Origin of the sequence: Parachryseolinea silvisoli, from assembly GCF_021190955.1 — a bacterium.
Taxonomy (GTDB): Bacteria; Bacteroidota; Bacteroidia; order Cytophagales; family Cyclobacteriaceae; genus Ohtaekwangia; species Ohtaekwangia silvisoli.
Genome location: NZ_JAIOAO010000006.1, coordinates 53,319 through 78,373 on the forward strand (window position 1 = coordinate 53,319; position 25,055 = coordinate 78,373).

The window sequence follows — 25,055 nt, forward strand, 5'->3', positions numbered from 1 at the left end:
ACGCTCAGTCCTCCGTCCGCTGCCGGTTGTTGTTAAATACTGCTACGACCTTTCCCGTGATTTCCTTTCCAAACCAGGGCGAGTTTTTAGCCTTCGACAGGTTGGTCCGGTCGTCCAATGTCCAGGTTTTATTCGGGTCAAACAGTGTAAGGTTGGCTTTCTCATCCACCTCAATGCGTGGTATCTCCAGGTTGAGCAGTCTCCGGGGGTTTATCGTTACTTTTTCCAGTAATACATCCAGGTCGACTGCTTTGGAGAGGGCCACGAGGTTGGCGCCAAAGGTTTGGAGGTTGATCAAGCCGAAGTCAGCCATGTCAAATTCCAGGCTTTTGCTTTCTTCTTCGTGGGGTGTGTGCCCCGAGCACAGGACATCGATAGTACCGTCGCGAAGGCCTTTGATCAGGGCGTCGTTGTCGGCTTTCTCGCGTAGTGGCGGGTTGACTTTGTAGTTGGTATCGAAGTCTACCAATGTCGTGTCGTCGAGCAACGGCTGGTATGCTGCAATGTCGCAGCTCACCTGTAATTTCTTTTTGGCGTTGCGTATCAGATCGACCGCTTTTCCTGTCGACAGGCGTGAGAGGTGTAGACGGCCGCCCGCATAGCCTAACAGCTCGAGGCTTTTGCTCACCATAATGTCTTCGGCAATGCGCGGCATACCTTTCAATCCCAGCATGGTGCTTTGGAGGCCTTCGTGCATCTGGCCGAACATATTTAACCAAATATCTTCCGGATGGTCGATGAGGAGGCCATCAAATTTTTGCAGGTATTGCAGCGACTTCAACAGAATGTCGGTATGCCAGATCGGCTTGAGGCCATCTGTAAAGGCTACTGCTCCAGCCTCGTGGAGGTCAATCATTTCCGTCAATTCCTCGCCCTTATTATTGCGCGTCACAGACGCCAGGGCGTGTATTTGCACCAGGCGATTGTCGTTACCATGAGTGATGTACGCGACCTCGTTCTTTGATTGGACGGAGGGGACTGTATTTGGCAATACGGCTATTTCGGTAAAGCCTCCGGCGGCGGCGGCTTTGGACGCCGAGTCGAGATCTTCTTTGTGTTCTAATCCGGGGTCTCCCACGAAGGTGCCGAGGTCGAACCATCCGATGGATAGCTTCATTCCTTCGGCTTTGATGACACGGTCGGCCGAGTAGTTCCTATCGCCTATTTCGACGATACGGCCATTGTTTAGCAGTACGTTTTTTTCTTTTTTATGGAAGGATGACCGGGAATCTATAATTTCAGGAGACTGGATTAAGATTTTCATTAATCTCTATTTTAGAAAGCGAATCAAGAGGATCTCCGCCAGCAGAAAGAGTAGCGCTGCCATCAACGCATACTTCCACAAAGGCGTGCCCAAATATCGTTCCTTTATTTCGTTGCTAAAAGCGTCGATAGAGGAAGCCTCGAAAATACTGACGTTTTCACCCCCTGCTGCCAGCGCTTTGACTTCCTCGCCTGTATATTGTTCCATCAGGGATTCTGCCTTGTTAACATTGAAGGCGATTAAGCCAACGGTATCCTCCTGAGCTACAATCTTATAAAATCCTTGTTCGACCGAAAAACCCGGGATGTCGAGAAAGACGTTGTCTCCGACGACCCGCTGTCCGGGAATCACCTCTTCTTTTCCCACCAGGCGCACGGGCACGTCGCGGGGAAGGCTATCAAGCCGTAGGGGGATAAAGGTCTCGTTCAACGAGTAATATAATTTGCCTTCCTGTTTTTTGCTGCTGGCGGCCAGGCGATACATGACGGGAACGAACAGCGCATGTTGGTGAAAGTCTGTATGATCCTGGTCGAGGCTACTCGCCAGCATGTACAGTTTACCACCCTGATCAAACATAGATAAAAAGGGCTGGTCATTTTTGAATCGCAGAATGGCTGACCGATCGCTCCCCCACTCCCAGACCCGGCTCGCTTTGGGCATGGCCAGTGATACGGATTTTTCTTCAAACACGTTTTCAAAAAAGGGATTCGAAAAGTCCGGACGGTCCAGCTCGACCATTGCTTCCTGCGGAACGGTCTTCAGCGCGGGCAATGCCAGCGCGTTTTTCCATCCTTCCACTTGCGGTTGCGCTCCGGGGGCAATCAGCACCGTTCCTCCGTTTTGTAGATGGCTGCGCACGGCGCCGGCCAGCGAGGGCTCGATGTTGTTGAGCCCGTTCATGACTACGAGGTCTGCCTGTTCCAACTCGTTGTAATTGAAATTGCCTACTGCAAATCCTTTATACGCAAATACTTGCTGATTGCCATATACCTTCTGAACCGCCTCGGAAGCTGTCATGCTTTTAACTTCCACCACCCGGATCTTGTCGGCAAAGTTTAAGGCCAGGTTAAAGGTATTATCAAAGGTTACCGGGAAGTCGTTGAAGCTAATGACAGCGTTGTGAAGTCCCGACAATCCTGTCGCCAGGTCGAAATTGATCTCTGTTATGCCTCCGGCCGGGATGCTCACGGTGGCGGCGCCTGTCTGGACGTTGTTTACCAGCAGCTTGACGTTGACCTGATCGGCCTCTCGCGCACCGTCGTTGCGCACGTTTACTTGCAGCACATTTTTCTCGCCACTGGCAGCAAACGGATTCTCGAGGTATGCCGAATCAACAAAGATATTTGACATGGGTTGAAAACGAATGGGCACCAGATGCCAGCGGGCGGCGGAATCGAGCGTGTGGTCAAGCTTCCCGGCTGTTGATTTCTGAAAGTCCGCGATCCAGAACACCTCCTGGCTTTGTCCGGACGTTGCATCTTGTGTGATTCTATCGGTCACCTCTTGCATGGATCGTGTTACGGGTGACAGTCGAAGCTGCGTCAGCAGGTCCTGAATCTCGGCACCGGTCTTAAAGGTATTTGAAAATGGTGCAAAATCGTTGGTTATGAGCTTATAGCGCGTGTCGGGGGGAAACATGGAGACGATGCTCCGGGCCATCTGGGCTGCGGCGTCCAGGCCGCGGGTTTTGTCTTCGAGGCGGGCGGACATGCTTTGCGAGTTATCGAGGTAGACCACAATGGCCCGGCTATTGGCCAATTGGTCTTTGGCCGGAATGATGGGCTGGCAGAATGTGACGACCAGGAAGAGCAGGAACAACAATCGTGCTACCAGGATGAGATAGTGCTTCAGTCTACGGCGCGCGGTAGAGGCTTCCTTTACCTGGCGCAGGAACCGTGTATTGGAAAAATATATACGGGTTGCCCTGCGGAAGTTAAAGAGATGGATGATGATGGGTACAGCAAGTACACCCAATGCCCACAAAAACGAAGGATACAGCAAATTCATCCCCGCAATGTACAATTTTCGATGAACCCGTTGTAGGACGATTGGTCTCAAAAACTAAATCGGGAGACTGAACGGTGGGCAACTGGTGGTGGACGGCGCAAAAAAAGCCTGGCGTTTTAGGGCCAGGCTTCGGGTTAACCGCTAACGAAGTAACATCTTGCTTGCTTTTTCCGCTTGCTCACTTTCTCTTGCTGCCGAGCATGACCATGTCGTTTACGGTGATCTCGGTGATATAGCGTTTCTCTCCCTGAGCGTTATCGTACGCGCGGTGCATGAGCTTGCCCTCGATGGCAATCTCATTTCCTTTCTTCACATGCTCGCCTACTACTTCTGCCAACTTTCCCCAAAACACAAGGTTGTGCCATTGCGTCTCTTCAATCTTTTCCCCTTTTTGATTTTTATAGGAGCTATTGGTTGCCATTGAACAGGAGGCCTTAACTCTTCCGCTGTCAAAGGTTTTTACTTCGGGAGCTGATCCTACATTTCCGATCAGTTGTACGCTGTTTCTTAAGTTTCTCATAGCTATATGTATTTATTTTATTGATTACTGATTGCTTTTGCGTTGGATCAAAATTGGTGGAAGAAAAGTGCCATAATCGTATGATAAACGCTTATATTCGTTTACATTCGTTTGTAGCCGTTTGTAAACGGATTGTTTGTGATTCTATATGATGTCTGAAAGCTTAACTAAGTCCTGCGCGGAGTGCGGGACGGCCATAAGGGGCCGCATTGATAAGAAGTTTTGTTCTGATCATTGTCGCAGTGCGCACAATAACCGGTTGAACAGTGACGACACGAACTACATGCGCAACGTGAACAATATCCTACGCAAGAACCGGCGTATTCTCATGGACTTGAATCCGGATGGTAAGAATAGGGTTGGCCGGGAGAAACTCGTCGGTCGCGGATTTGACTTCAAGTATTTCACGAGTTTGTATACTACGAAGGAGGGATCGCAGTACATCTATTGCTACGAGCAGGGCTACCTGCAGATTGAAAATGGTTATTACTTATTGGTGGTAAAGAAGGAATTTTTGGGGTAATACCGGAGTGGCTGGTTATTGGCTAGCAAGCGCCAGATACCGGTCTGCCTATGCCCTGAGAAAATATACTATACAACTGAACCGCAACTGGTCAGTCCAGACATCAACCCATATCCTTTATCGGTCTATTCTACGAAAAACTGTTACCTTTTTCGTTAAACACTTGTCCCTTATCAAAAATAGTCTTTACTTTAATAAGGCTCAAAGTCTACCCAGTCTGGTTTCCTGATGTCCTCTATCCTACAGGTTGTCGGATGGTAAAAGCATTAGACTTAGCTATAAGCATGGTTCGAAGGCCTACCCTTACCAGTTGTATGTACTTCCTTTCGTTATTGAAAGGAGGCGGCTGGTTCCATGGTATCAGTTTACGAAACTTATTTCACTCCCTTGTCTTTCCTTGTCGCGCAAGTCCACCGTGGCAGGCATACGCGCGCACGATAGCCCGGGGGTCGGTACACTTATTGCAACGGCCGACGCAACTTTCTCCTGAACCCTTACCCTATTAATTTCTACATATGGCAACAACTAAACAATCTAAACTAAAATTCCTCGCCGGGGAGACCTGGAAGGAATTGAAACTGAAGAAAGGCACAACCACCAAGCGATACGCGGTATCGGACAAAGGACGGATTGTAAGCTTTAAATCTGAGCTGGAAGATGGCTATATCCTGAAGCCGCGCTTAACGCAAGGTTACCCGAGCATTACTATAGGCCGGGAGGATACTCGCCAGAATTACTACATTCACCGGCTTGTAGCGGAATATTTCTGCAAGCAGGGCGGTGCAAAGCAGACCTTCGTAATTCATGTCGATCACAAGAAGGAAAATAACAAAGCTTCTAACCTCAAATGGGTGAAGCATGAAGATCAGATCGAACATGCCAAAAAGGATCCCAATGTATTACTGCGTATGAATCCGGAAGAAGGCCCGAAACTTACGGCCGACAAGGTGAAGCAGATCAAGGTTGCGCTTTTCAAGTCAAAGAAACAACCCACCCTGAAGGCGCTCGCCAAGAAGTTCCGTGTTTCTGATATGCAGATTCATCGTATCAAGATTGGAGAGAACTGGGGCCACGTCAAGGTTTAAGGCCCGGGGGCCTGAAGTTTAAGGTATTGATCCTTAAACTTCAGGTTTCTTCCCCACTGCCCTGTTACTCGTCAGCCATTTCCCCACCACTGGCTCACCTGCGCCAAAACAGTACTCCCTAACGTTCAGCAGCCATTCTGACCTGGGTCAAATCCCCCGGCAGAAATTCGTTCCCCATTTTTTTGTTTCGTATTAAATCCGATACTTGTAGTAGTACTGAAGTAATCATAACCTTATGGAAAAAATCTATCTCGGTGATGCCGGCCCCAAAGTTTCTCCTGCCGTCTATGGCTTTTACCGATGGCACGACGACGCTGCTACTGAATCTGTGTCTATGGAAAAGATCGTCGGCCTGTGTCTGGAACTGGGTATTAATACATTCGATCACGCCGATACGTACGGTTCATCTCGTTGCGAGGAGATGTTTGGCCAGTTGATTCGCAAGAAGTCTTTTAAGCGCGAAGACCTGGTGTTGTTTACAAAATGTGGCCTGCGTGTGCCTGGTCCGGACCAGCCGGAGGTACGCGTGAAACATTACAACACATCGGCGCAGCATATTCAGCGAAGCGTCGAAAATTCGCTACGCCGGCTCAATACAGATTATATTGATATTTTCCTGCTCGACCACCTGGACCCTATTTCCAATCTGGAGGAGACGGCGATTGCCCTGGAACAACTTCTAAAGTCGGGAAAGGCGCGTAGCATTGGAGTGGCAAACTTCTCTGTGTTCCAACATCAATTACTGGCGTCCTATATGCATACGCCAATCGTGACCCACCACCTGGAGCTGAACTTATTGAATACCTCGGCGCTGGACAACGGCCAGGTCGACTACATCAAGCAACGGTATATGCGTCCCCTGGCGTCGGCACCCGTAGCTAGCGGCCAGATCGTGAGCGGCACGGATGAACGTGCGGTGCGTGTGCGGAAGAAGCTGCAAGAGTTTGCGCAGAAGTATAATGTCGACCTTGAGTCTGTCGCTGCGGCCTGGCTGATCAAGTTGGGTGCGTTACCGCTGATTGGTACAAAAGAAGAACAGCGTATTCGCAATATTGCCGATGCCTTTAATATTAACCTCGACCATCAGGATTGGTACGAGCTGTATATCGCCTCACGCGGCGAAATGCCCGGCTAGTCTTCCGACTACACCCGAGTTAGCCGGGTGTCAGGATGAAACAGAAGAATTTGTCGCCAGCCGGAATAACTTTCTTCCGGCTGGCCCGTGAAAGGTGTTAAAGCATTACACCATGACGAACCTGTTTCATCGCCTGAAAGAACATAACCGACTTTCTATTCTCTTTATTTTCTCGCTCACCACCATTTTGTGCGTATCCCTGGTGGCTCTTCGCGTGCAATACACTACCCGTATTACATTCGTGTTCCTGGTCTGGAATATTTTCCTGGCCCTTATTCCTTATATTATCAGCACCCTGCTGGTATTATACCACCACCGTCTGGGTACTTTTAGCTTTCTGTTGTTATTCGCAACCTGGCTGGCGTTCTTACCCAATGCGCCCTATATCCTGACTGATCTATTTCACCTTAGACCGCGCCCGGGTGTGCCGTATTGGTACGACCTGGCTTTGATCCTTTTCTTTGCCTGGAATGGTTTGATGCTCGGTTATGCTTCGATTATGGATATACAGTCCGTTTTTGCCACACGCTTCCGTCCCTGGATAGGGTGGTGTGTCGCTGTCGGTACATTGCTGTTATCGGGCTTTGGAATTTACCTGGGGCGTTACCTGCGTTGGAACAGCTGGGACATTATATCTTCTCCTACACCACTGCTGCGTGACATTGCACAACGTATACTGCATCCCTTCGAGCATCCGCACACGTACGGCGTTACGATTATCTTCGCGGCCTTCCTGGTGCTGGGCTACGTGCTGCTGGTTCAATTTGCACAGGTGTATGCACGGAAATCTGCGTCGCATCCGAACAATTAACTAAAACGCCCCGGAATAAAGCCGGGGCGTTTTTAATGCTCTACTCTTCGTCCATTGTCAGCTTTTTGTGATACCCGTTGGAAAGCTCATTGAAGGGCATGTGCACTACAAGCTCCTGGCCTTCGTGTTCGGCCCGGATACCACTGACGTCAACAAAATACGGGATCGTTTTGCTATACACTACCTGGGGCATTTGTACGACTTTCTCCCGCACGGTGATGGGAATGAGGTAAAATACCGATAGCGTATTGTTATGAACCTCCGCCTGCAGTACTTCCTTTTCCATACCGGGCACTCGCACGTGAAGCTCGCGTCCGTCTGCTTGTTGATGGACGGTCAGGCTTGGTTCGCTGATGCCTCCGTTTATAGTATTCAGAACATCTACCGACGTTAACAGGTCCTGGAAATTGTTCTTTTTCATAATTCATTTCTCCTTCTGCGGAGGGAAGAGTCAATCGGTGTACCAACACGTTTTTTTACGCCATCGGGACAGCCGCATGACAATCCAGCCAGAAAGAATATGCCACAAAGAGGTTGGAATCGATGATTATTAAACAAGTTCCCGACTGGGATAAAAAAAAGCCTGCCTTTTAGGCAGGCCATTTTGGCGTCTGTTTTCTATCAAGGCCAGGTGTATGTAGCAACCGCCCCTGGCGATAGCGCAGCGGCAGCTACTTTGCCGTTGTAGCGAATACCAAACCGTTTGACTTCGTTGCTGTCGTTGACTACAATCAGTACTTTCTCGCCTGAAGCATTTAAGAATGCCACATTATACAGGTCTCCCACGAGGGTAGACGCTATACGCACTGCCCCGGGGCGTACGAACTTCGATGCGTGAGCGATAATGTAATAGGATACGTTGCGTGTTACAGCATCCTTGTCAATCGTCAACGCGCCCTGGCATGTCGTGCATCCACCGTCGTCTGTGTGCGGCTTAAACTCGGGATCGGCAGCAAGGTTCCATTCCAGCACGTTGCGGCTCCAGTTGCGTGTGGCGCCAATGATCAGGTGCCGGGTGTGCCAGCGCAGATCGTCGCCGAAGGTGCTTTGGGGTGAGGTCCATTGCTCGGTGAAGTAGAGATGTTTGTCGGGGTGTGCCTGGTGTACTTCCGAAAGTGCCTCTATTTCGCCGAGGTACAAGTGGAACGCCGAGCCATCGATATACTTCCTGGCGTCCGCGTCGTTCAGCGTCTCGATGGGGTAATTGGGATGATCGCAGTTGTGGTCGAAGATCACGATCTTCGTTTTAAGGCCAGCTTTTTCAAATGCGGGGCCAAGGTTGTTCTTCACAAACGTAGCTTGCTCGGCAGACGTCATCAGCATGCTGGGGGTGTTCTTCGGATTCTCAGGTTCGTTCTGCAAGGTGATGGCATCAATCGTTATTCCTTCTTCGGCCATGCCTTGTATATACCGGACAAAGTACTCTGCATAGGCTGCGTAAAACTCGGGCTTTAAGCTTCCCCCCTTGGGGTGACCGTTGGTCTTCATCCAGGCGGGCGCCGACCATGGACTACCCATGATCTTGATGTCGGGATTGATAGCCAGGATTTGCTTGAGTGCTGGTATGAGGTATTTTTTGTCTTCCTCCAGTGTAAAGCCTTTTAGCTCGGGATCGGTCTTGCCTGGGGGCAGGTCGTTGTATGAGAAGACATGGTCATCCAGATCGGAGGCACCGACGCTCACACGCAGGTAGCTTACGCCAATGTTGGTGCCGTCCCATCGGAATAGCTCGTTGAGCAATGCCTCGCGTGTGGAGGGTGTCAGCGTTTGGATGTGGTAAGCGCTTCCTCCGGTTAGGGAGTAACCGAATCCATCGATCGTCTGGTACTGTTGTGTGGAGTCTATCTCGATCACGAGTAGATCGGTTGCCTTAGTGTTAAACGCCAGGGCTTGCTGGTCTTTCGCCAGGAGAGACGATCTGTCGCTGGTGGTTAGGTAGGAATGGATGGACGACGCCTCAACTTCAGACTCCGATGTTGTTTGTTTTTCCTGGTCGTTGCGTTGGCATCCTTGCCATAGCACGCTCGTCAGCACTAATGCCACGCCGAGTGTAATCCCTTTTACGGTTGAGTTCAGTTTTACTTTCATCTTTATGTTCTAAAGAAGAACCCCGGTATACAGGGTTCCTCTTTTCTTTATTAGTATCCGTCGTTTTGCGTTAGCTTTTCGTTTTTGTCACGCTCATTTTGCGGAATGGGCCATAACAGTCGGTCTTCTGTTAATTGATACCCCAAGCTATTGCCATTTCCATCGCGGAGGGCATTCATTACCTCAATCGCCTTTCCCGTGCGTTTCAGGTCGTACCAACGTTGCCCCTCAAAGACAAGCTCCAGGCGGCGTTCCTTTGCAATCGCCTGAACCATGTTGGCGTCTGTTGTCGGTGTGATGGCGTCTAGGTGCACGCGCGCGCGAATCTCATTTACAAGGTCTGCTGCGCCCTCCAAATCACCAGCGTCTGTCAATGCTTCGGCTTTCAGCAGCATGATGTCGGCGAGTCGGAACAAAATATAGTTTTGTGTGCCGTTGGTGTTTCTGTACTTATAGGAGTATGGAAAGTTTGTTAGCGGCCAATATCGGTCAGACCATTTGCCGGTAACGTCCGCAAAGCGAATGGACGCGTTTTTACGGATCTCATCGCCTTCGGCATCAAATGCCGCCACCAGGTCATTGGTGGGAGTATTGAATTTCTTCCAGTCAATACCATAAAACATACCAGCTCCCCAGTTGCCTGTACCAGCATCCCAGCCGTCGTAGGTTATTTCAAAGATTGCTTCAGAAGAATTTTCGTGTGTTCCGTCCCACAATTGATCGAACTCGGGTAACAGCTCGTACCCGGCCGCCAGTACGGCGTCGGCATGCTCGTTAACCTTTGCCCAGTCGTGCGGCTCTACGGTTGCGTATACTTTCGCGAGTAGAAAATGTGCTGTGCTTTTTGTCGCAACGTTTTTGTTTGCAGTAGTAGCCCGTGTATTGGCGACGGCAAGTTCCAGGTCCTTGATTATCTGCTGGTATATTTCAGCCTGCGGTGTACGAGACAAGTATATTTTACTTTCATCATCCACATCCCATTCGGTTATTTCATGCACCAGTAACGGTATATCGCCATATTGACGAACCAGCTCAAAGTACATGTACGCCCGCACAAATGCCGCTTCGCCCTTGATTTCGGCTCTTCTTGTTTCCGTCAGGGCTGCATCGGTAACAGAGTCGATATGATCTAATACCGTGTTGGCTTTGGCGATTGTACTGTACAAGTAACGCCAGTCACGAAGCACGTTATTATTTACCGATTCAATGGCGTATTCATCAATCTGAAAATTATTAGGATTGTCTGCGCCGGCATACGCATTGTCGGCTTGCGCATCGCCATTTACGTAATAATCCAACTGAAAATATTCGTTTCTAAAATCGCCATAACAGCCTGCCAGAATCGCTTCCGCCTGACTTGCCGTTGTGAATCCAGTTGATTTGCCGTCATTTCCAAGATCCTCGTTCGTTAACTTAGAAAGTGGGTCTCTATCCAGAAAATCATCGCACCCCAGTAAAAGCGCACCAACCAACAGAAGGGCGCCTATATAATTGTATGTTTTTGCCTTTCTCATCGCTCGTCTGTTTAGAATGAAACGTTTACGCCCAGAATGATCGTTCTCGATTGCGGATAGGTTCCGTAGTCGATGCCAATCTCGGTTCCTTTTCCTCCCGCAGTAGAATATGCGTTCACTTCAGGATCGTAGCCCGAATAGTTTGTCCATGTCAGCAAATTTTGCCCGGTAGCGTATACCGATAGTTTATTGATACCCAGCTTCTCCAGCGGACTGGTATTTACATTGTACGAAAGCGTTACGCTCTTCACCCGGAGATAGGAACCGTCTTCAACGAATCGCGTTGAGTTACGAATACTACCGGTACCAATGCCTGCGCGTGGTATGTCGGTATTCCGATTGTTCTCGGTCCACCGGTTCAACACCACTGTTGATTGATTCTTGGTGTCATACATGCCTTCCAGTTCCATACGAGTGGCATTGTAGATATCGTTTCCTTGCGATCCTTGCAGGAATACATTGAGATCAAATCGCTTGTATGAAAGGTTATTAGTCAACCCGAATATGAAGTTCGGCTGCGCGTTTCCAATCACAGTACGATCGGCGTCATTCAGGCCGTTACCTGTAAAGTCGTGGTACAACGGATTTCCGTTTTCAGGATCAACCCCTTCATAGATGTATCCAAAGAATGTACCCAACGAGCTACCTTCCGTCATTCTCACAAGGTTTTGATCGCCGTTGCTGTACATTGGAGCATAGTAGTAGACTTTGTTCAACGTCAATTCAGTCACCTTATTTCGGTTGAACGATATATTGAAGTCCGTGGTCCACCGCAGTTCGCTTTCGGTATTGATTGACGATAGGGCCAACTCCAGTCCTTTGTTCTCCATTTTACCAGCATTTTTGCGAGCAAATGCGAAACCTGTATATTCATTAAATCCAACGTCGAGCAGCAAGCCATCTGTTTTTTTCAGGTAGGCGTCGAATGTAAATGTCAATCGCGAGTTTAGCACGGAAAGATCAACGCCGATGTTTGTCTGGGTTGTTTCCTCCCAGGTGATCGCGGGGCCACCCAATACATCTTCTTCGATAATCTCCGGACCCTGTCCCAATTCAGATCTGCGTCTGAACCCCGATTGTGTATACGAGGCATAGGTGTTAATATTCTCCTGATTACCGTTCTTACCCCATCCAGCACGTAGCTTTAAGTCGTTGATAGTAGCAACGCTTTGCATGAACGGCTCAGCCGAAATTCTCCAGCCGGCAGAAAACGACGGGAATGTGCCCCATTGACGACCGGCGGCAAATCGCGATGATCCGTCCCGTCGTAGCGTAGCCGCAAAAAGATACTTTCCATCGTAGTCATAGTTCACACGTGCCAGTAACGATGCTATACCCCAGTCAGTCGCCTCTGTGAAAGCGTTGACAATTTGGTTTGCGGCATTTAATGTTTGTACGCCGCTTACGCTGGGAAAGTCTTTTGCTTCGATATAGGTACGTTCCCACGTAGACTCTTGCGCCGTCATGCCCGCCAGTACATTGATATTGTGTACGCCAAACGATTTTACGTAGTTGAATGTATTCTCACTCAACCACGAAAATGTTGTCGACTGATCCGTGCGGCCTATACCGTGATTGGAGGGGTCTCTGCCAAATACGGTTCTAAACGGGTCGAGGAAATAGTCATTACGATGGATGGTATAGTCTACACCAAAGTTGGTACGGAAGGAAAGCCCTTCGAGAATCTTCACTTCGGCATTAAAATTTCCAATCAGGCGATCATCGGTTGTGCCTTCATCAGCACCTTCCATGAAGGCCACGGGGTTCTCCCATGATGGTTGGAACGGATTGGGCGCAAATTGTCCGCTGCCGTCGGGATTGTACGTCGTCAGAAAAGGAGGTGTTGTTAGCGCACTTAAGATTACACCTCCCCGACCTCCAGCTTTGTTATCTTCGGTGTTCTTATACTCGGAACGCACGAAGTTGAAGTTGGTACCGAACTTCAGCCATTCTTTTACCTGATTGTCAAGATTCAGGCGCAGTGTATAGCGGTCGTACGCCGACGGGTTGATGATACCTTTGTTTTTGAGATAGCCGCCGGATACATAGTACTGGTTTTTGTCAGTACCCCCAGCGTAAGAAAGCTGGTAGTTTTGAAATGACCCGGTTCTATAGGTTTCGTCCTGCCAGTTTGTGTTTTGAGTAATGGCCGGGTCGACTACGGTATTGTTAATTTCGCTCATCAAGTCACGATACTGCTCGGTATTCAACACGTCCAGTTTCTTTGTGACCTCTGTGACCCCTACGTTGGCGAGGAACTGAAGCACGGGGGCGTTGGCTTTACCGCGCTTTGTTGTGATCAGTACCACGCCGTTGGCCGCACGCGCTCCATAGATCGCTGCAGACGACGCGTCTTTTAGCACGCTCATGCTTTCGATATCGTTGGCGTTGATGCCGCGAATGTCGGTTGTCGGTACGCCGTCCACGACGTACAGCGGCTCATTACCAGCCTGTACAGATGTAGCACCGCGCACACGGATGGAGATCTCACCACCCGGCTTACCGGATGTCTGCGTGACCTGGACGCCTGCTGCCTTACCCTGTAATGCTTCTGCAGCGGAGGTCAGGGGACGGTCTTTGATGGAAGTCTGGTCCACGATGGCCACCGACGTGGTCAGGTCTTTTTTCTTCTGGGTTCCATACCCTACCACAACGACCTGTTCCAGGGTGGTTAGGTCTTCTTCCATTTTAACATCGATGACTGAGCGGTTGTCGATGGGAATCTCTAAAATTTGGTAGCCGATGAACGAAAAGACCAGCGTTCCTTCCGTGGCGTCAAGCTTGTAGTTGCCGTCACCATCTGTAATGGTACCAGTAGACGTACCCTTCAGCACGACGTTTACGCCAGGCAGCGACTGCCCGTCTGGTGAAGTAACTTTCCCGGAGACGCTGCCATTTTGAGCCCATAGGGCCGCGGATAGCACCATGCTCCATAGCAGGAGTAAACCTCTTTTCATAGTGTTTGAGTTTGGTTGATTGTGAACCAAATGTAGAGGAGTGTTTTCTAATCGCGATACAACTTACTGGAATGTAGGTAGTTACAAAAAATGATACGCTTCAGTCGCAAGTTAAAAATGCCCTTTTGACACAATTTGATGGCATTGGGCCTGGAACCGAGAAATGATGCTGATACGCCAGAAAAGGCGCAATCGTTTACGACAGGCTCGGAGGTAAAAAAAAGAATATCAATCGATTACGATTTCGAACGCAGTACCCGAATTTATTTTTCAAAATTGCTAACGTGTTATTATTCAGCGTAATAAAATCATTTGTCTTCCTCTACTAAAATGGAATTCCACCCTTCGCGCAGGTGTAGGCCACCATGGCGACGTCTTTCTTTCATGGTTTTCTTGATGCGTGAGCTGTAAGTCCAGCAGGTGCTTTGACGGATGCCCAGGATCTCGGAGAGCTTATGAGAGGATATATTGCCCTGCGAGCTGTAGACCAGGAAAATCATGTAAAAGGCCTTGTTGATGGGTAGCCGGGTGTTCTGCAATACGGTGTAGGCAGTTACGGATTCGTCGTAGCCACATTTGGAGCAGCGGCGGCTGTAGGGGCTTTTGCCGGTGCTGTATTGGGTATGGCCACATTTGCGGCAGGCATAGTTGTGATGCCATTTTATATCCGCCAGGAACTTCAAGCAGCTGTCATCATCGGGGTACATCGCGCTGAATTCCTCAAAGTCGACCTCTTTGGACATGATGCGCGCTTCTTTGACTTCTGCCACGTCATGTTTTAGTTGGTCATTGTCACGGGCCAGGAGGGTGTTCATCGCAGCAATTGCTTCCGCTTGCCGGGCCAGCCGGACGTTGGCTTCCTCCAGGCGGTGGTTCTGCTCTTCGATGAGCTCCGTCTTTTGTACCAGCTGCGCCGTTTTCATGCGCACCTGTTCTTCCAGCTCCTGGTTCAAGCCATCTTTCAGGCGTTGGTTTTCGTGCAGTTGTTCAATGGTCTTCTCCTGCGCTTCGGCCTTTTCGATGCGGAGCAACCGGATTTTGTCACTAATTGCAAATGACAGGAAAAGCATTTCCATGATAAAGCAGAATCCCAGGCTATAGTGTGATAGCTGTCCAAAGGGCATCCACTCAAAGTCAAAATACAACGACACTTTGCTTACTACGCCAAACAGCAAGATGCTATAGCCTATTACTAAAAACCGGGCGGCTGAATATCCCTTGGCCCAACGGTATGCCGCGGCATAGAAAGCTGCGGCGAACGGCACAATCTCGATAAACCGAACGGCAAACCATTCGCGCACGACAAACAAGCTTACGAAGAGAAAGATTGTTCTGAAAACAAAGGCTCCCAGGATAAGCTTAAACAATCCTGGTGCTTCTCTTCGGAGGGTTAGTACCGAGGCGGCAAAAAAGAGTGCAAAGGTTGATGCCAGGTATAGGGCTATGCCTGGCGCGTATTGGTTCCAGGTGATGGCCCGCGGCCATATATATTGGAAGGCTATGCCGTCGGCGCTCATTTCGTATACCCCGATGCCCACCAGGTACAGCATGTAGAGCAGGTAGTGGCTTTCGCGCACGGCGGCATACATCAGCAGGTTATAGAAAGAAAAGACCAGGATCATACCGTAGAATATGCCGAAGAAGAAGTATTCGTCCGTGGCATATTCAAACAAGTAGTCTGTTGAGCGGAGTACAACGATCGCTTCGGCCTGCTGTGCCGACCGAAGCCGGAAGTAATACGTTACTTCACCGGCTACGTCATTGGCTATAGGGATGACAAAATTTTTATGTTTTAGCGGGCGGGCCGAGAACTCCTGGTGGTCCCCGTAACGATGGCGTACATACCCTCCGTCTGCTGTCGGGATAAAGAACTCGATGCTGTCTATCGTCTGATCAAAGAATTCAATCACCCAACGTGTTTGTAGCGCGGGATCGAGTTTTACTTTTACCCGGTGCCAGTAGGCGGCATTGCGGTGTTTGTTCTCGGGATTAAACGTCGCACTGGGGTTGAAATGAATATTCCAGGCTGGGCTGCTTACCTCTTGGATGGTAAGCTTACCGGAAAGGTCTTCCAGGTATTGAATTTCCTGAAAGGAAAATATGTGTTGCCCCGATACGCTCTCCAGCGCAACAGCGGGTTGGGCCAGGCTGGCGTAGCACAAGCTCCAACCGATGGCAAGGGCAATTAACTTTCTCATGTTTCCCCACAGGCTTTTCCAATGCAATGTTAAAGCACCCTGGCAAGGGAAACAACTACTGTCGACAAATGAGTTCCGAGACAGGTCGTAAGCTAGATATCAGACCGTTTTAGTTTGCGGTAGCTGATATAATTAAAGACAAAGGTCCACACCAGCACAATCGCCGCAGCCCCAGGGCTGATATAGTCGCGGATTTCTGAGAAAGCATACCGGGGAAAGGGAAATGTAATGAGGTTCCGGATTGATTCCATGGGAAAGAACGGAATTACACCGGGTAGATAATCGTCGAGGTTTGAGGTGATGATAAACTCGATCAATTGAGACAACAGCAGCAAGATAATCGTGAGGCCTGAACGCTGTATTAAAATGCCAAGCATGAGTGCGTACGACAAAAAGAAAAATACTTCCAGGAAATAGGCGGGAAGAAACTCCAAATCGGTCAATATTCTGTTCAACTCCAGCGAGGGGCTATAGATCATGCCGGTTACCAGGCCGATTACGAAGATCATTGTCATGCTCATCAGGCTCAGCAACACATTCGTCAGAATCTTTGATAGCAGAAACTCACCGCGACTGAGGCCGTCAATGATATTTTGACGCAATGTACGGTAGGTGTATTCATTGGTGATCGAGATAACCACCATAACGGCCAGAATTACTTTAAGCAGGCCGGCACACCAGATCAGGTTGAGCCATACATCCGGAAAATGATAGAGTGGAATTCGCCCGATGTTTATTTCCTGCCCGAAACCGTCGATGAAACTGGCGAGCCATTTGAGAAACTCCATGCCGCTGGCAGCGCCGAAGCCCAGGGTCATAAAATACAGACCACACACTACCCAGAAGGTACGGTAGCTGGTCATTTTTTTGAGGTCTATGCGTAACAGTTGAAGCATGGCGGCGTTGTGAATTATGATTCGGCGAGTATTTCCAGGAACTGTTGTTCCAGGCTTTTCTGACGAGTGACCAGGTGTGAGGCGACAATGTCCTTTTCAAACAGAAAGCGATTGAGGTCAGTTGCATTAAACTGTTCACGCAGGTGTACCTGAAAGCTGCCGTTCTCACGGTTAACGGAGGATGTACCGGGAAACGCCAGCAGCACTTGTGACAGGTCGGGAGCGTCTGCTTTTACCTCCACCGTTTCTGTGCCTTTACCAACATCGTGCACGGGGCCATGGTGTACCAACGTGCCTTTCTTTAGTATGGCGAAGTGTGTGCATACGCGTTGTACTTCGTCGAGCAAGTGACTGGCCAGGATGATGGTCTTCCCTCCTGCTGCTATACGAATGATCAATTCACGGATACCGGCGATGCCCATGGGGTCCAAACCGTTTGTGGGCTCATCCAGGATGAGTACATCCGGATCGTTTAGCAGTGCTGATGCAATCGCCAGGCGTTGCTTCATGCCCAGCGAGTACGTCTTATAGGCATCGTCCTGGCGTTCCGCCAGCTCTACCAGGGCCAATACCTTTGTTATATTTTCGGTCGGGCACTGTTTGATCATAGCGTTTAACTCGAGATTCTTCCGACCACTCAGGTATGGGTAGAAGATTGGATGTTCGAGTACGGCACCAATCCTTCTGCGAATATGGTCGGTCGGCGGCTGGCCAAACCAGGTGAAATTACCGGCGGTGGGATTTACAACGCCCATCAGCATCCCTAATGTGGTTGTTTTGCCGCTGCCATTGGGACCCAGCATACCAAAGACCTGTCCAGCTTTTACTTGCAGGCTTACGTTGTTGACGGCTTGGATGCGACCAAAGCGCTTACTGAGGTTATTTATGGCCAGTACGTTTTCCACCAGTTGAATCGGATTAATGCTATATACGTGTCTATAAAACAGCCGGCATTACATCAATGCCCATCTTTATCATCTTTATTTTTATCATCTTTATTTGCAAAGCTCTTGATCTTGTCGCCGATCTCACTGTTTTCATTTACCGTTTTATAGAGGCTGGTAATCTTATCCATGGCTATCCGACCTACAATATCCAGTACGAACAAGCTTTCTGCATCGTTTACCAATACCAGCATTCCCTTTGTTACGCCGTTCTTTTCTTTTATAAATACATCGAAGTTTTTTCCCTGGTAACGGCTTGACATCATTTCTTCAAACTGTTCAGATTTATAATCCGTTACCAATTTAGTATAATCACCTGTGGCAAAACCATTTGCTTTTTTGATCATCAGGAACCGCATCTTTTCTATATCTTCGATCAGGGCATCGAAGTCTTTGTCGTTTGTTTGGTTAAGCATGCGGAGCGTGTTGTTGTAGAAGAACAATGTCAGGGCGTCGCTATGTTTCTTGTACAGTGCTTCGGTTACCGGGCTTTGGGCGCTGGCCCAGGAAGTACCCGCCAGTATCAGGAGTATTATGATATATCGCATGGGAGTTATTATGTATAGACCAATGTTTGTTACTTCGGGGAGTCGCCAGTTTGGAGACTGGCATCATGGCAGGCACGAGTCTCCACCCCGAGGCGGACCTGCCTGCCGGTAGGCAGGGCTAAGACTCGCGCCAGAATCCTCGGGAACGAACGGCTGCTACTCGTGCTTCTTGCCGTTGTCTTTTACGTTCTCGAGCTTTTCGAGTCCGCTCACGTTCATTTTACGACCGATGTGTGATACTTGTTTCAGGTCGATCTCACCAAAAAGGCTCAGTACCATAAAATCTTTGGTGCCGCCCATGATCATTACCAGCTCAGAGATCTTTCCGCCGCTTTCTTTGATGTAGAACTTCATGTCTTTGTCTTTGTCGCGTACAGACATAAGCTCTTCAAACTCTTTGGTTGGAATAAGCGAAAAGGCTTCTTTGTATAGTGAGCGGGCGTCAGAGGTATTCTCTTTGCCGAGAATGCGCAGACCTTTGAGCTTACTGATGGCGCTTAGCACTTCCTGATCTTCTTTGTTTTCAACCTCCATATTCGTAAAGAGGCTGAACATCTTGCTACTGATTGTTACTTGCGTAAACGACTCGTCGTTTTGATATTTATTGAAGAACTTGGAGATAATGTCCTGTGCAAACACACCCTGTGCTGCCATCATCACGATTATTACTATATATATCTTTTTCATGGTGTTTAGTCCGTTTATTGTTCCTGTCGATTGCTGTTCTCAAAGTTTTTGCTCCTGAGAAGGTTTCTCTTTTTTAATTTCTTCTTGCGCCTCATTAAACATATTGATCTTCCGAGCCTGCTTTTCGGCTTTGCCAAAACTTTGGGAGATGAGCAGCAGGGCCTTTTTAGTTTCCTCAAATGCCAGCTTAGGGTCGCTGTAAGTATCCACCACTTCTGGGTCAGCGGATTCCTGCATTTCTGTGTGTACGAACCACGTGGCCAGGCAAAGTACGGAGACGCCGGCTGCAATCCGTAGGGTGTTATAGACCAGCTTCCGTATGCGGCCGGCCTCGGCCGTAGGCAGGTTGCTTACCACGGTGGCGTTAAAGGAAGCGTCGTCCAGTGATTTTTTTTTGGTGTCGTCGAAATAACGGAACATGGCGGCGGTTTCTTTCCACGGTTCTGGGGCCTGGTGGTTACGGAACCATTCGCGCAATTGCTGTTCTTCTTCTTGTGAGGTTTCGGCCTCCCAATATTTTTGCAGCAGTGCTTCGATTTTATTAGAGTCCATAGGCGTTCATCTTGGTGAGTTTTTCGCGCACTGTTGTCCGTGCTCTGAACAGGTTTACTTTTACCTGGTTCATATCCAGCTCCAGTATTTCGCAGATCTCGTTGTAGCTGTATCCTTCCACATCCCGAAGGTGTATGATCTGCCGTTGTTTTTCGGGCAGTGCTTCGATGATTTGACTGATACGGTGCATACTTTCGCTGATCTCCGTTGATTCGTGCGGTGTTAACGCTTCCTGACGAACGTCGAAGGTCTCTTCCATCGGCCGGGTTTGGCGGCGATGGTTGGAGCGGACACGATCCAGTGAGAGGTTGCGGGTGATGCGCATACACCAGGCCTCCCAGTTCTGTATCTCTGTCATCTGCTCCCGACCGTTCCAAACCCGAATGAATACCTCCTGTACCACGTCTTTCGCATCTTCTTCGCTCCCCAGAAAGCGAAGGGCGAAGCGAAAGAGCTTGTTCTTGGCAGGCAGCACCCGGTTTTGAAAGGATTCGAGGTTCATGTACTGAAATTCAAAGGCAAGACGCCCGCTCATCAGGTTTGTTACACATTATTTTTTCTTTTTTGCTTTTACCTCGCGAATCAGCTTAAGATCGACGTTTTGCGCCGAAATGGCGGCATAGTTTCCTTTCCCTGCGGTAGCCAGTTTTTCCAGGCTTTTTGAGGCACCCATCCCTTTGCCAAAGTTGAAGATGGATAGCAAGATGTCTTCCCTCGAAAATTTATCGATTAGCGCTGCTACGTCGCTGTCCACCGAAAACTCGCCGTCGGTCGCCAGCAAAATGCGGTTGTTGCCGCCACGGATATAATGCTGGTCGGCCAGTTTATACGCTAGTTTGAGACCCGCGTTGCCATCCGTTTTGCCGGATGATTGCAGCTCGTCAACCGCCTCTCTTATTTTTTCTTCTTCCTTAAAGGAAGCTGCGGTTAGCAACGCCTTCGGCTTACCCGAAAAAGCAATGATCGTAACCTGATCTTCGACGCGCATCATGGACAACAGGTCGAGTACCGATTTTTTTAACAGTGGCAATTTGCCCGGCTGGTTCATGGACCCCGATACGTCCAGTAGGAGTACCATGTGATTGGTAGCATAACCTTCCATGGATCGAATGTCTTCGCCGGCATCCGACAGGTAGACGGTGTCACGCCGCTCAATATACACGGTGTCGTGTTGTACGGTGTGGGTGTTTTGTCCTGGCTCGCGCGTTACCTTGACGGACGGATTTTGTTCCGGTATTTTCGTGGCATCGTTTGCCGGTACCTGTGTCGTTGGCGGCCGTGCAGGACGCTTGTCCGGCAAAGGCTGGCCGGCATATCGCGGGAGGAATAATTGCGGTTGTTTGACCTTCTTGAGCAATAATACGTCAGGCGACAGCTCACAGAATTTATTGTAGTCATCCACTACATCGTTATAGTGGTATACCATGTAGTAGTATGGATGTTCCCGCCGCGCGTCTACAGCCGGTGCCAGCTTGCGCAACTCTTCGCTTAGTTTACGCGACGACTCGGGCAGGTCCTCGTATGGCGTATAGGGACAATTTCCATTGTTACGGCCGATCTTTTCTATCCCCTTCATATTCTCGTATTCCCGGGCGATCACATCGCGTAGACTGGCGTCGATGGCGGTGGTCGAGATGGTAACGGGCGTCTCGTTGTCGTAGTGTTGCTTTGCCTGGAACAAAGCGTCTCTATCCAGGTCGGCCAGGTCTCCCAGGGCTTTTCCCGCGACGTACCATGACGCTGTTTTATTCGTCTGGGGCCAGGCGTTAAAGGTTTGGCGGATATCCATGTAGAGCTTTTCCTTTTTTTGGTCCCATGCTTTCATCAATTCCTTTTCCCGGTCGAGAATCTCGGTCACACGCGCCAATCGATCTTTTTCATACCGTTTTTCCTGCACGTCGATCTGGAGGGTCGCGGCCAGCGCATCCATTTCCTGGAGAATGGTCAGTATTTGCGTTGCTTCTGCATTCAACGTTGCCGCTACCGCCGGCGGCAGGGCCTTGCTAGCGACCATTGCTTGCTGATGGGCCGATCGAGGAACTGTAAAGTCAGGGTAGTTAAAGCTCATGGCACCGTGCCGCTCAAACGATTCCAATTTCCGGTAGTAGTCGGCGCTGCTGCTCAGGTTTGTCAGGACCATTTGCATATACCGTGTCTGGCGCCAGGTTTCGTTTATGTAGTCGATGTAACGGTCCAACGACGTGTATACTGCCCGTGACATCGGCGTGGCTGCCGGGGTAGCGGCGAGCGGTGGCACGGCCGCGTCCTGAAAAGGTTTGATCGTGACGGCCGGTGGTACGGCTTGGGTGCGGATGTCATAGCGTGGAAAGTAGGCGAAGGCTTTCAGCCCGCGATACCCGTCGGCGGCAGCATAATCCAACAGGCTGTTGTACCCGGAGACCAATGTACCGTTGTAATAGTTAATCAGGTCCAGGTAGACTTTGTTACTGTGCGCGTCGGATTTCTGCGCGTCAAAATTGTATTCGTCCCATCCCCGCCGTTTTACTTCGAGGATTGTATACCAGCTTTCGATCAGGTTTGACCAGGAAGATGAGGCCGGGTATTTTAAGCCCGTGCTGATCTTTTTCATATCTTCCACCAGTGTCATCGTTGCGACAATGCTTTGTTGCAGTTGCTCTACCGGCCAGCCCGTATGTGTTTCCTGCTGCAGGTTAAAAGTCCAGGCGTCGAGCAATGCTCTTTCCTGTGCCATGGCGACCTGGAGTTTGTCGTCTGCTTGCCGGTAGGGGCCCGTGGAGGGCACAAGCTTTTTATAGGCTGCGTCCAGTGCGGTCTGCAATGCCGTTTGTTTTGCCTGGTAGTCCTTTACCAAGCTCTGTACGGTCGTTACGATCTCGCGAGCTTTGGCATAGTTGTCCTGTTTATAGTCTCCAAGCTTGTGATAGGTATCGAGGGCTTTACATTGGGCATCGATCTTTTCCGCGGCGGCGCGCAAGTCGTTCAGCCGGGCGTTTAGGGGGGCAGCCTGGCTGGCCAGGGCGGTGCTTAATGTCAGCGCGTTTTTGAGGTAGTAGTCTTCCAGTTGAACGGGGCAACTGTAGCGGGGCATGGACCAACTGGAGGGCTTCGCCAGCGATGGATAATAGGCCATGAGACTCTGTACCACCTGGGCGACTTCGCCGGCCGAGTGGTTGGCATATTCAACATAGCTGTTGAGTGCTTTTTGCTGGGCGGGGGTGATGGCGATCGCCAGTCCCGGCATGCATACTAAAAGGAGGGCTTTTATAAAGAGACGCATGGGCCGAACTTACCAAATAAGACAAATAATGTAAAGCTGGTTGTTTCTCACCAGTCAAGTTGCGTTCTTCGTACGCCGGCTATGTTCACGCTTACTCCCAAACTCGCCTTACTGGTCTTTCTGTATTTTATCACGTTGTTTACGGTTGTGCGTATCATTATGGATTCGCGGAATCCTTCAAAGGCGCTTGGCTACCTGGTGCTGGCCATTACGGTGCCCATTATCGGTGCGATCGTTTATTTTTCTTTTGGCGTCAACTATCGCAAAAAGCGTATCTATAATAAGAAGCTGATTGCCAATGACCGTTTGCTGCTGCGAATCCGGGAGCGGATCATTACGACCACACACCAGATCCTGGAAAGCAACCGGCACAAGCTCGATGGCCAACGGGATATGGTCAACCTATTACTGAACGATTCCTTCGAGCCGTTGTCGTCCAATAAGGTTAAGTTGCTGATCAACGGTGAGTCGAAGTTTCCAGAGGTACTTGCCGAATTGGAGCTCGCTACGCAAACGATTCATTTCGAATATTATATTTATGAAGATGACGGCATCGGCAACCGCCTGAAAGAGGTTCTGATGCGAAAGGCGCGTCAGGGTGTCAAGGTACGGTTCATTTACGACGACTTTGGCAGCAAAGGTCTGAAGCGGAAGTTTTTTCGGGAGATGGACGCCGCGGGTGTCGAATCGTTTCCGTTCTTTAAAGTGCACTTGCCGTTTATTGCCAGCAGGTTAAACTATCGCAACCATCGCAAGATCATCGTCATCGATGGGCATGTTGGTTTTGTCGGCGGCATCAATGTAGCGGATCACTACCTTAACGACCTGCCAGGGCAATCATTATTTTGGCGCGACACCCATATTAAGCTTTCCGGCCCGGCCGTGCAAAGCTTGCAGTATCACTTTCTGGCCGACTGGAATTTCTGTTCGCGGCAGGATCTACCTCCCGACGGCACCATCTTTCCTGATTCCGCCCGTATGCCCAAGGGCGATTCGCTGGTACAAATTGTGGCGAGTGGTCCAGACTATCCCCGGGCGAGTATCATGCTGTGTTATTTTACGGCAATTGTCAATGCCCGGGAACGGGTATATATCACTTCGCCGTATTTTATCCCCAACAACAGCATCAACGATGCGATAAAAAAAGCTGCGCTTAGCGGCAAGGATGTGCGGCTGCTTGTACCGCTGGAGTCTGACCTGCGGTTTGTCAATGCCGCTTCGCGTTCTTATTATGAAGAATTATTGGAATGTGGCGTAAAAATCTATCGCTATAAAAAGGGCTTTGTGCACGCCAAGACAATCGTGGCGGACGACAACCTGGCGATTGTTGGCACGGCTAACATCGATTTCCGGAGCTTTGAGTTTAACTTCGAAGTCGGTGCCGTGGTGTATGGCGAGCGAATCTGCGCAGAGCTTACGGCCCAGTTCCTGGAAGACCTGACCCAAAGCGAGGAGCTTACGCTGGAGATGCTCACTTCCCGCAGCTGGCTCGACCATGTTGCAGACAAAGCTGCCCGGCTGTTTTCGCCCCTATTATAGGGAGGCCACTGCCCCGTACTATCGGAACTGATCTGTTTATTTTGCCATAAAGTCTTTACTTTAGAGAACAATTTACCTGCAATGGAAACCGGGGGTACGATCATTGCTTTTTTGGAATTTAATCACGCTATTGAAGCTAACCTGGCGAAGACGAAGCTGGATGCCTATGGCATACCTTGTTTTTTGACGGAGGAGAATCTTTCAAATCTGTATCCGGGGCAGCCTTTCGCGGCTTTTCGGGTGCGGCTGCACTTGTTCGCTGAAGATGCAGAGCGTGCACGCCAGGTTCTGGACGGTGGAAATATGCAGTTAAGCGAAGATTCCACGCCACATTGCCCCGCTTGTCATTCCATCTCCCTGGAACGTGATTTCCCAAAAAAGCTTCAGGATACATTCCTGGCGGGTTTGCGGGTCTTGTTCTTCGGTATATTCTCGCCGGGAGAAAAGATATACCGGTGCCGGGATTGTCACCATGAATTTGCCGGATGAAGCCTGGTATATATTTGTAATTCTAGAATCGCACATTAA

At 49.6% G+C, this 25,055-nt stretch carries 21 protein-coding genes; 6 read left to right on the forward strand and 15 right to left on the reverse strand.

The window, feature by feature from the left end; genetic code table 11:
- Positions 1-4: 4 nt before the first annotated feature.
- The 3 genes from K7P01_RS27775 to K7P01_RS27785 form a co-directional block, all read right to left on the reverse strand.
- Positions 5-1,264, reverse strand: a complete 1,260-nt coding sequence (locus tag K7P01_RS27775; protein ID WP_267297861.1) for a dihydroorotase — start codon at positions 1,262-1,264, stop codon at positions 5-7.
- Between the two features lie 6 nt (positions 1,265-1,270).
- Complete coding sequence (locus tag K7P01_RS27780) at positions 1,271-3,271, reverse strand: BatA domain-containing protein (protein WP_267297862.1); 2,001 nt, start codon at positions 3,269-3,271, stop codon at positions 1,271-1,273.
- A 178-nt stretch (positions 3,272-3,449) separates the two neighbouring features.
- Positions 3,450-3,791, reverse strand: a complete 342-nt coding sequence (locus K7P01_RS27785; protein WP_267297863.1) for a single-stranded DNA-binding protein — start codon at positions 3,789-3,791, stop codon at positions 3,450-3,452.
- Between the two features lie 259 nt (positions 3,792-4,050).
- On the opposite strand from K7P01_RS27785, the gene K7P01_RS27790 reads away from it, so the two are divergent.
- The 4 genes from K7P01_RS27790 (at position 4,051) to K7P01_RS27805 (ending at position 7,345) form a co-directional block, all read left to right on the forward strand.
- Positions 4,051-4,314: a hypothetical protein gene (locus tag K7P01_RS27790; RefSeq protein ID WP_267297864.1), complete on the forward strand. Its 264-nt coding sequence runs from the start codon at positions 4,051-4,053 to the stop codon at positions 4,312-4,314.
- Positions 4,315-4,829: 515 nt separating this feature from the next.
- On the forward strand, positions 4,830-5,399 hold the full coding sequence (locus tag K7P01_RS27795; RefSeq protein WP_267297865.1) for an NUMOD4 motif-containing HNH endonuclease: 570 nt from the start codon (positions 4,830-4,832) through the stop codon (positions 5,397-5,399).
- Positions 5,400-5,634: 235 nt separating this feature from the next.
- A complete protein-coding gene (locus tag K7P01_RS27800) occupies positions 5,635-6,534 on the forward strand; it encodes an aldo/keto reductase (RefSeq protein ID WP_267297866.1) in 900 nt (299 codons plus the stop codon).
- Positions 6,535-6,646: 112 nt separating this feature from the next.
- Positions 6,647-7,345, forward strand: a complete 699-nt coding sequence (locus K7P01_RS27805) for a DUF1361 domain-containing protein (RefSeq protein ID WP_267297867.1) — start codon at positions 6,647-6,649, stop codon at positions 7,343-7,345.
- Between the two features lie 40 nt (positions 7,346-7,385).
- Here the strand turns inward: K7P01_RS27805 and K7P01_RS27810 are convergent, their stop codons facing one another.
- From K7P01_RS27810 to K7P01_RS27865, 12 genes are all read right to left on the reverse strand, one after another.
- Positions 7,386-7,766, reverse strand: a complete 381-nt coding sequence (locus tag K7P01_RS27810; RefSeq protein ID WP_267297868.1) for a hypothetical protein — start codon at positions 7,764-7,766, stop codon at positions 7,386-7,388.
- Positions 7,767-7,966: 200 nt separating this feature from the next.
- Entirely contained in the window at positions 7,967-9,433 is a 1,467-nt protein-coding gene (locus K7P01_RS27815; RefSeq protein WP_267297869.1) for a glycoside hydrolase family 30 protein, read from the reverse strand.
- 50 nt (positions 9,434-9,483) lie between these two features.
- A complete protein-coding gene (locus K7P01_RS27820; RefSeq protein ID WP_267297870.1) occupies positions 9,484-10,947 on the reverse strand; it encodes a RagB/SusD family nutrient uptake outer membrane protein in 1,464 nt (487 codons plus the stop codon).
- A gap of 11 nt (positions 10,948-10,958) precedes the next feature.
- Positions 10,959-13,904 (reverse strand): SusC/RagA family TonB-linked outer membrane protein, encoded by a 2,946-nt coding sequence (locus K7P01_RS27825; RefSeq protein WP_267297871.1) that lies wholly within the window; start codon positions 13,902-13,904, stop codon positions 10,959-10,961.
- A gap of 308 nt (positions 13,905-14,212) precedes the next feature.
- Positions 14,213-16,102: a 7TM diverse intracellular signaling domain-containing protein gene (locus tag K7P01_RS27830; protein ID WP_267297872.1), complete on the reverse strand. Its 1,890-nt coding sequence runs from the start codon at positions 16,100-16,102 to the stop codon at positions 14,213-14,215.
- A 92-nt stretch (positions 16,103-16,194) separates the two neighbouring features.
- Complete coding sequence (locus K7P01_RS27835; RefSeq protein WP_267297873.1) at positions 16,195-16,998, reverse strand: ABC transporter permease subunit; 804 nt, start codon at positions 16,996-16,998, stop codon at positions 16,195-16,197.
- Positions 16,999-17,012: 14 nt separating this feature from the next.
- Positions 17,013-17,903: an ABC transporter ATP-binding protein gene (locus tag K7P01_RS27840; protein ID WP_267297874.1), complete on the reverse strand. Its 891-nt coding sequence runs from the start codon at positions 17,901-17,903 to the stop codon at positions 17,013-17,015.
- A gap of 53 nt (positions 17,904-17,956) precedes the next feature.
- Positions 17,957-18,490, reverse strand: a complete 534-nt coding sequence (locus K7P01_RS27845) for a DUF4252 domain-containing protein (RefSeq protein WP_267297875.1) — start codon at positions 18,488-18,490, stop codon at positions 17,957-17,959.
- 156 nt (positions 18,491-18,646) lie between these two features.
- Positions 18,647-19,177, reverse strand: coding sequence for a DUF4252 domain-containing protein (locus K7P01_RS27850; protein ID WP_267297876.1), 531 nt, complete (start codon positions 19,175-19,177; stop codon positions 18,647-18,649).
- A 39-nt stretch (positions 19,178-19,216) separates the two neighbouring features.
- Positions 19,217-19,729 carry a hypothetical protein gene (locus tag K7P01_RS27855; RefSeq protein ID WP_267297877.1) on the reverse strand — a complete coding sequence of 171 codons (513 nt, stop codon included), beginning with the start codon at positions 19,727-19,729 and terminating at the stop codon, positions 19,217-19,219.
- Complete coding sequence (locus K7P01_RS27860; protein WP_267297878.1) at positions 19,719-20,264, reverse strand: RNA polymerase sigma factor; 546 nt, start codon at positions 20,262-20,264, stop codon at positions 19,719-19,721. Before K7P01_RS27860 ends, K7P01_RS27855 begins: the two co-directional genes overlap by 11 nt.
- 15 nt (positions 20,265-20,279) lie before the next feature.
- The gene (locus K7P01_RS27865; RefSeq protein ID WP_267297879.1) at positions 20,280-22,988 is read right to left on the reverse strand and encodes a vWA domain-containing protein; all 2,709 of its coding nucleotides are present in this window, start codon (positions 22,986-22,988) and stop codon (positions 20,280-20,282) included.
- Between the two features lie 81 nt (positions 22,989-23,069).
- Between K7P01_RS27865 and cls the strand changes: the two genes are divergently transcribed.
- Positions 23,070-24,527: a cardiolipin synthase gene (gene cls / locus K7P01_RS27870; protein ID WP_267297880.1), complete on the forward strand. Its 1,458-nt coding sequence runs from the start codon at positions 23,070-23,072 to the stop codon at positions 24,525-24,527.
- Between the two features lie 81 nt (positions 24,528-24,608).
- A complete protein-coding gene (locus K7P01_RS27875; protein ID WP_267297881.1) occupies positions 24,609-25,016 on the forward strand; it encodes a putative signal transducing protein in 408 nt (135 codons plus the stop codon).
- The last annotated feature ends 39 nt before the right edge of the window (positions 25,017-25,055 follow it).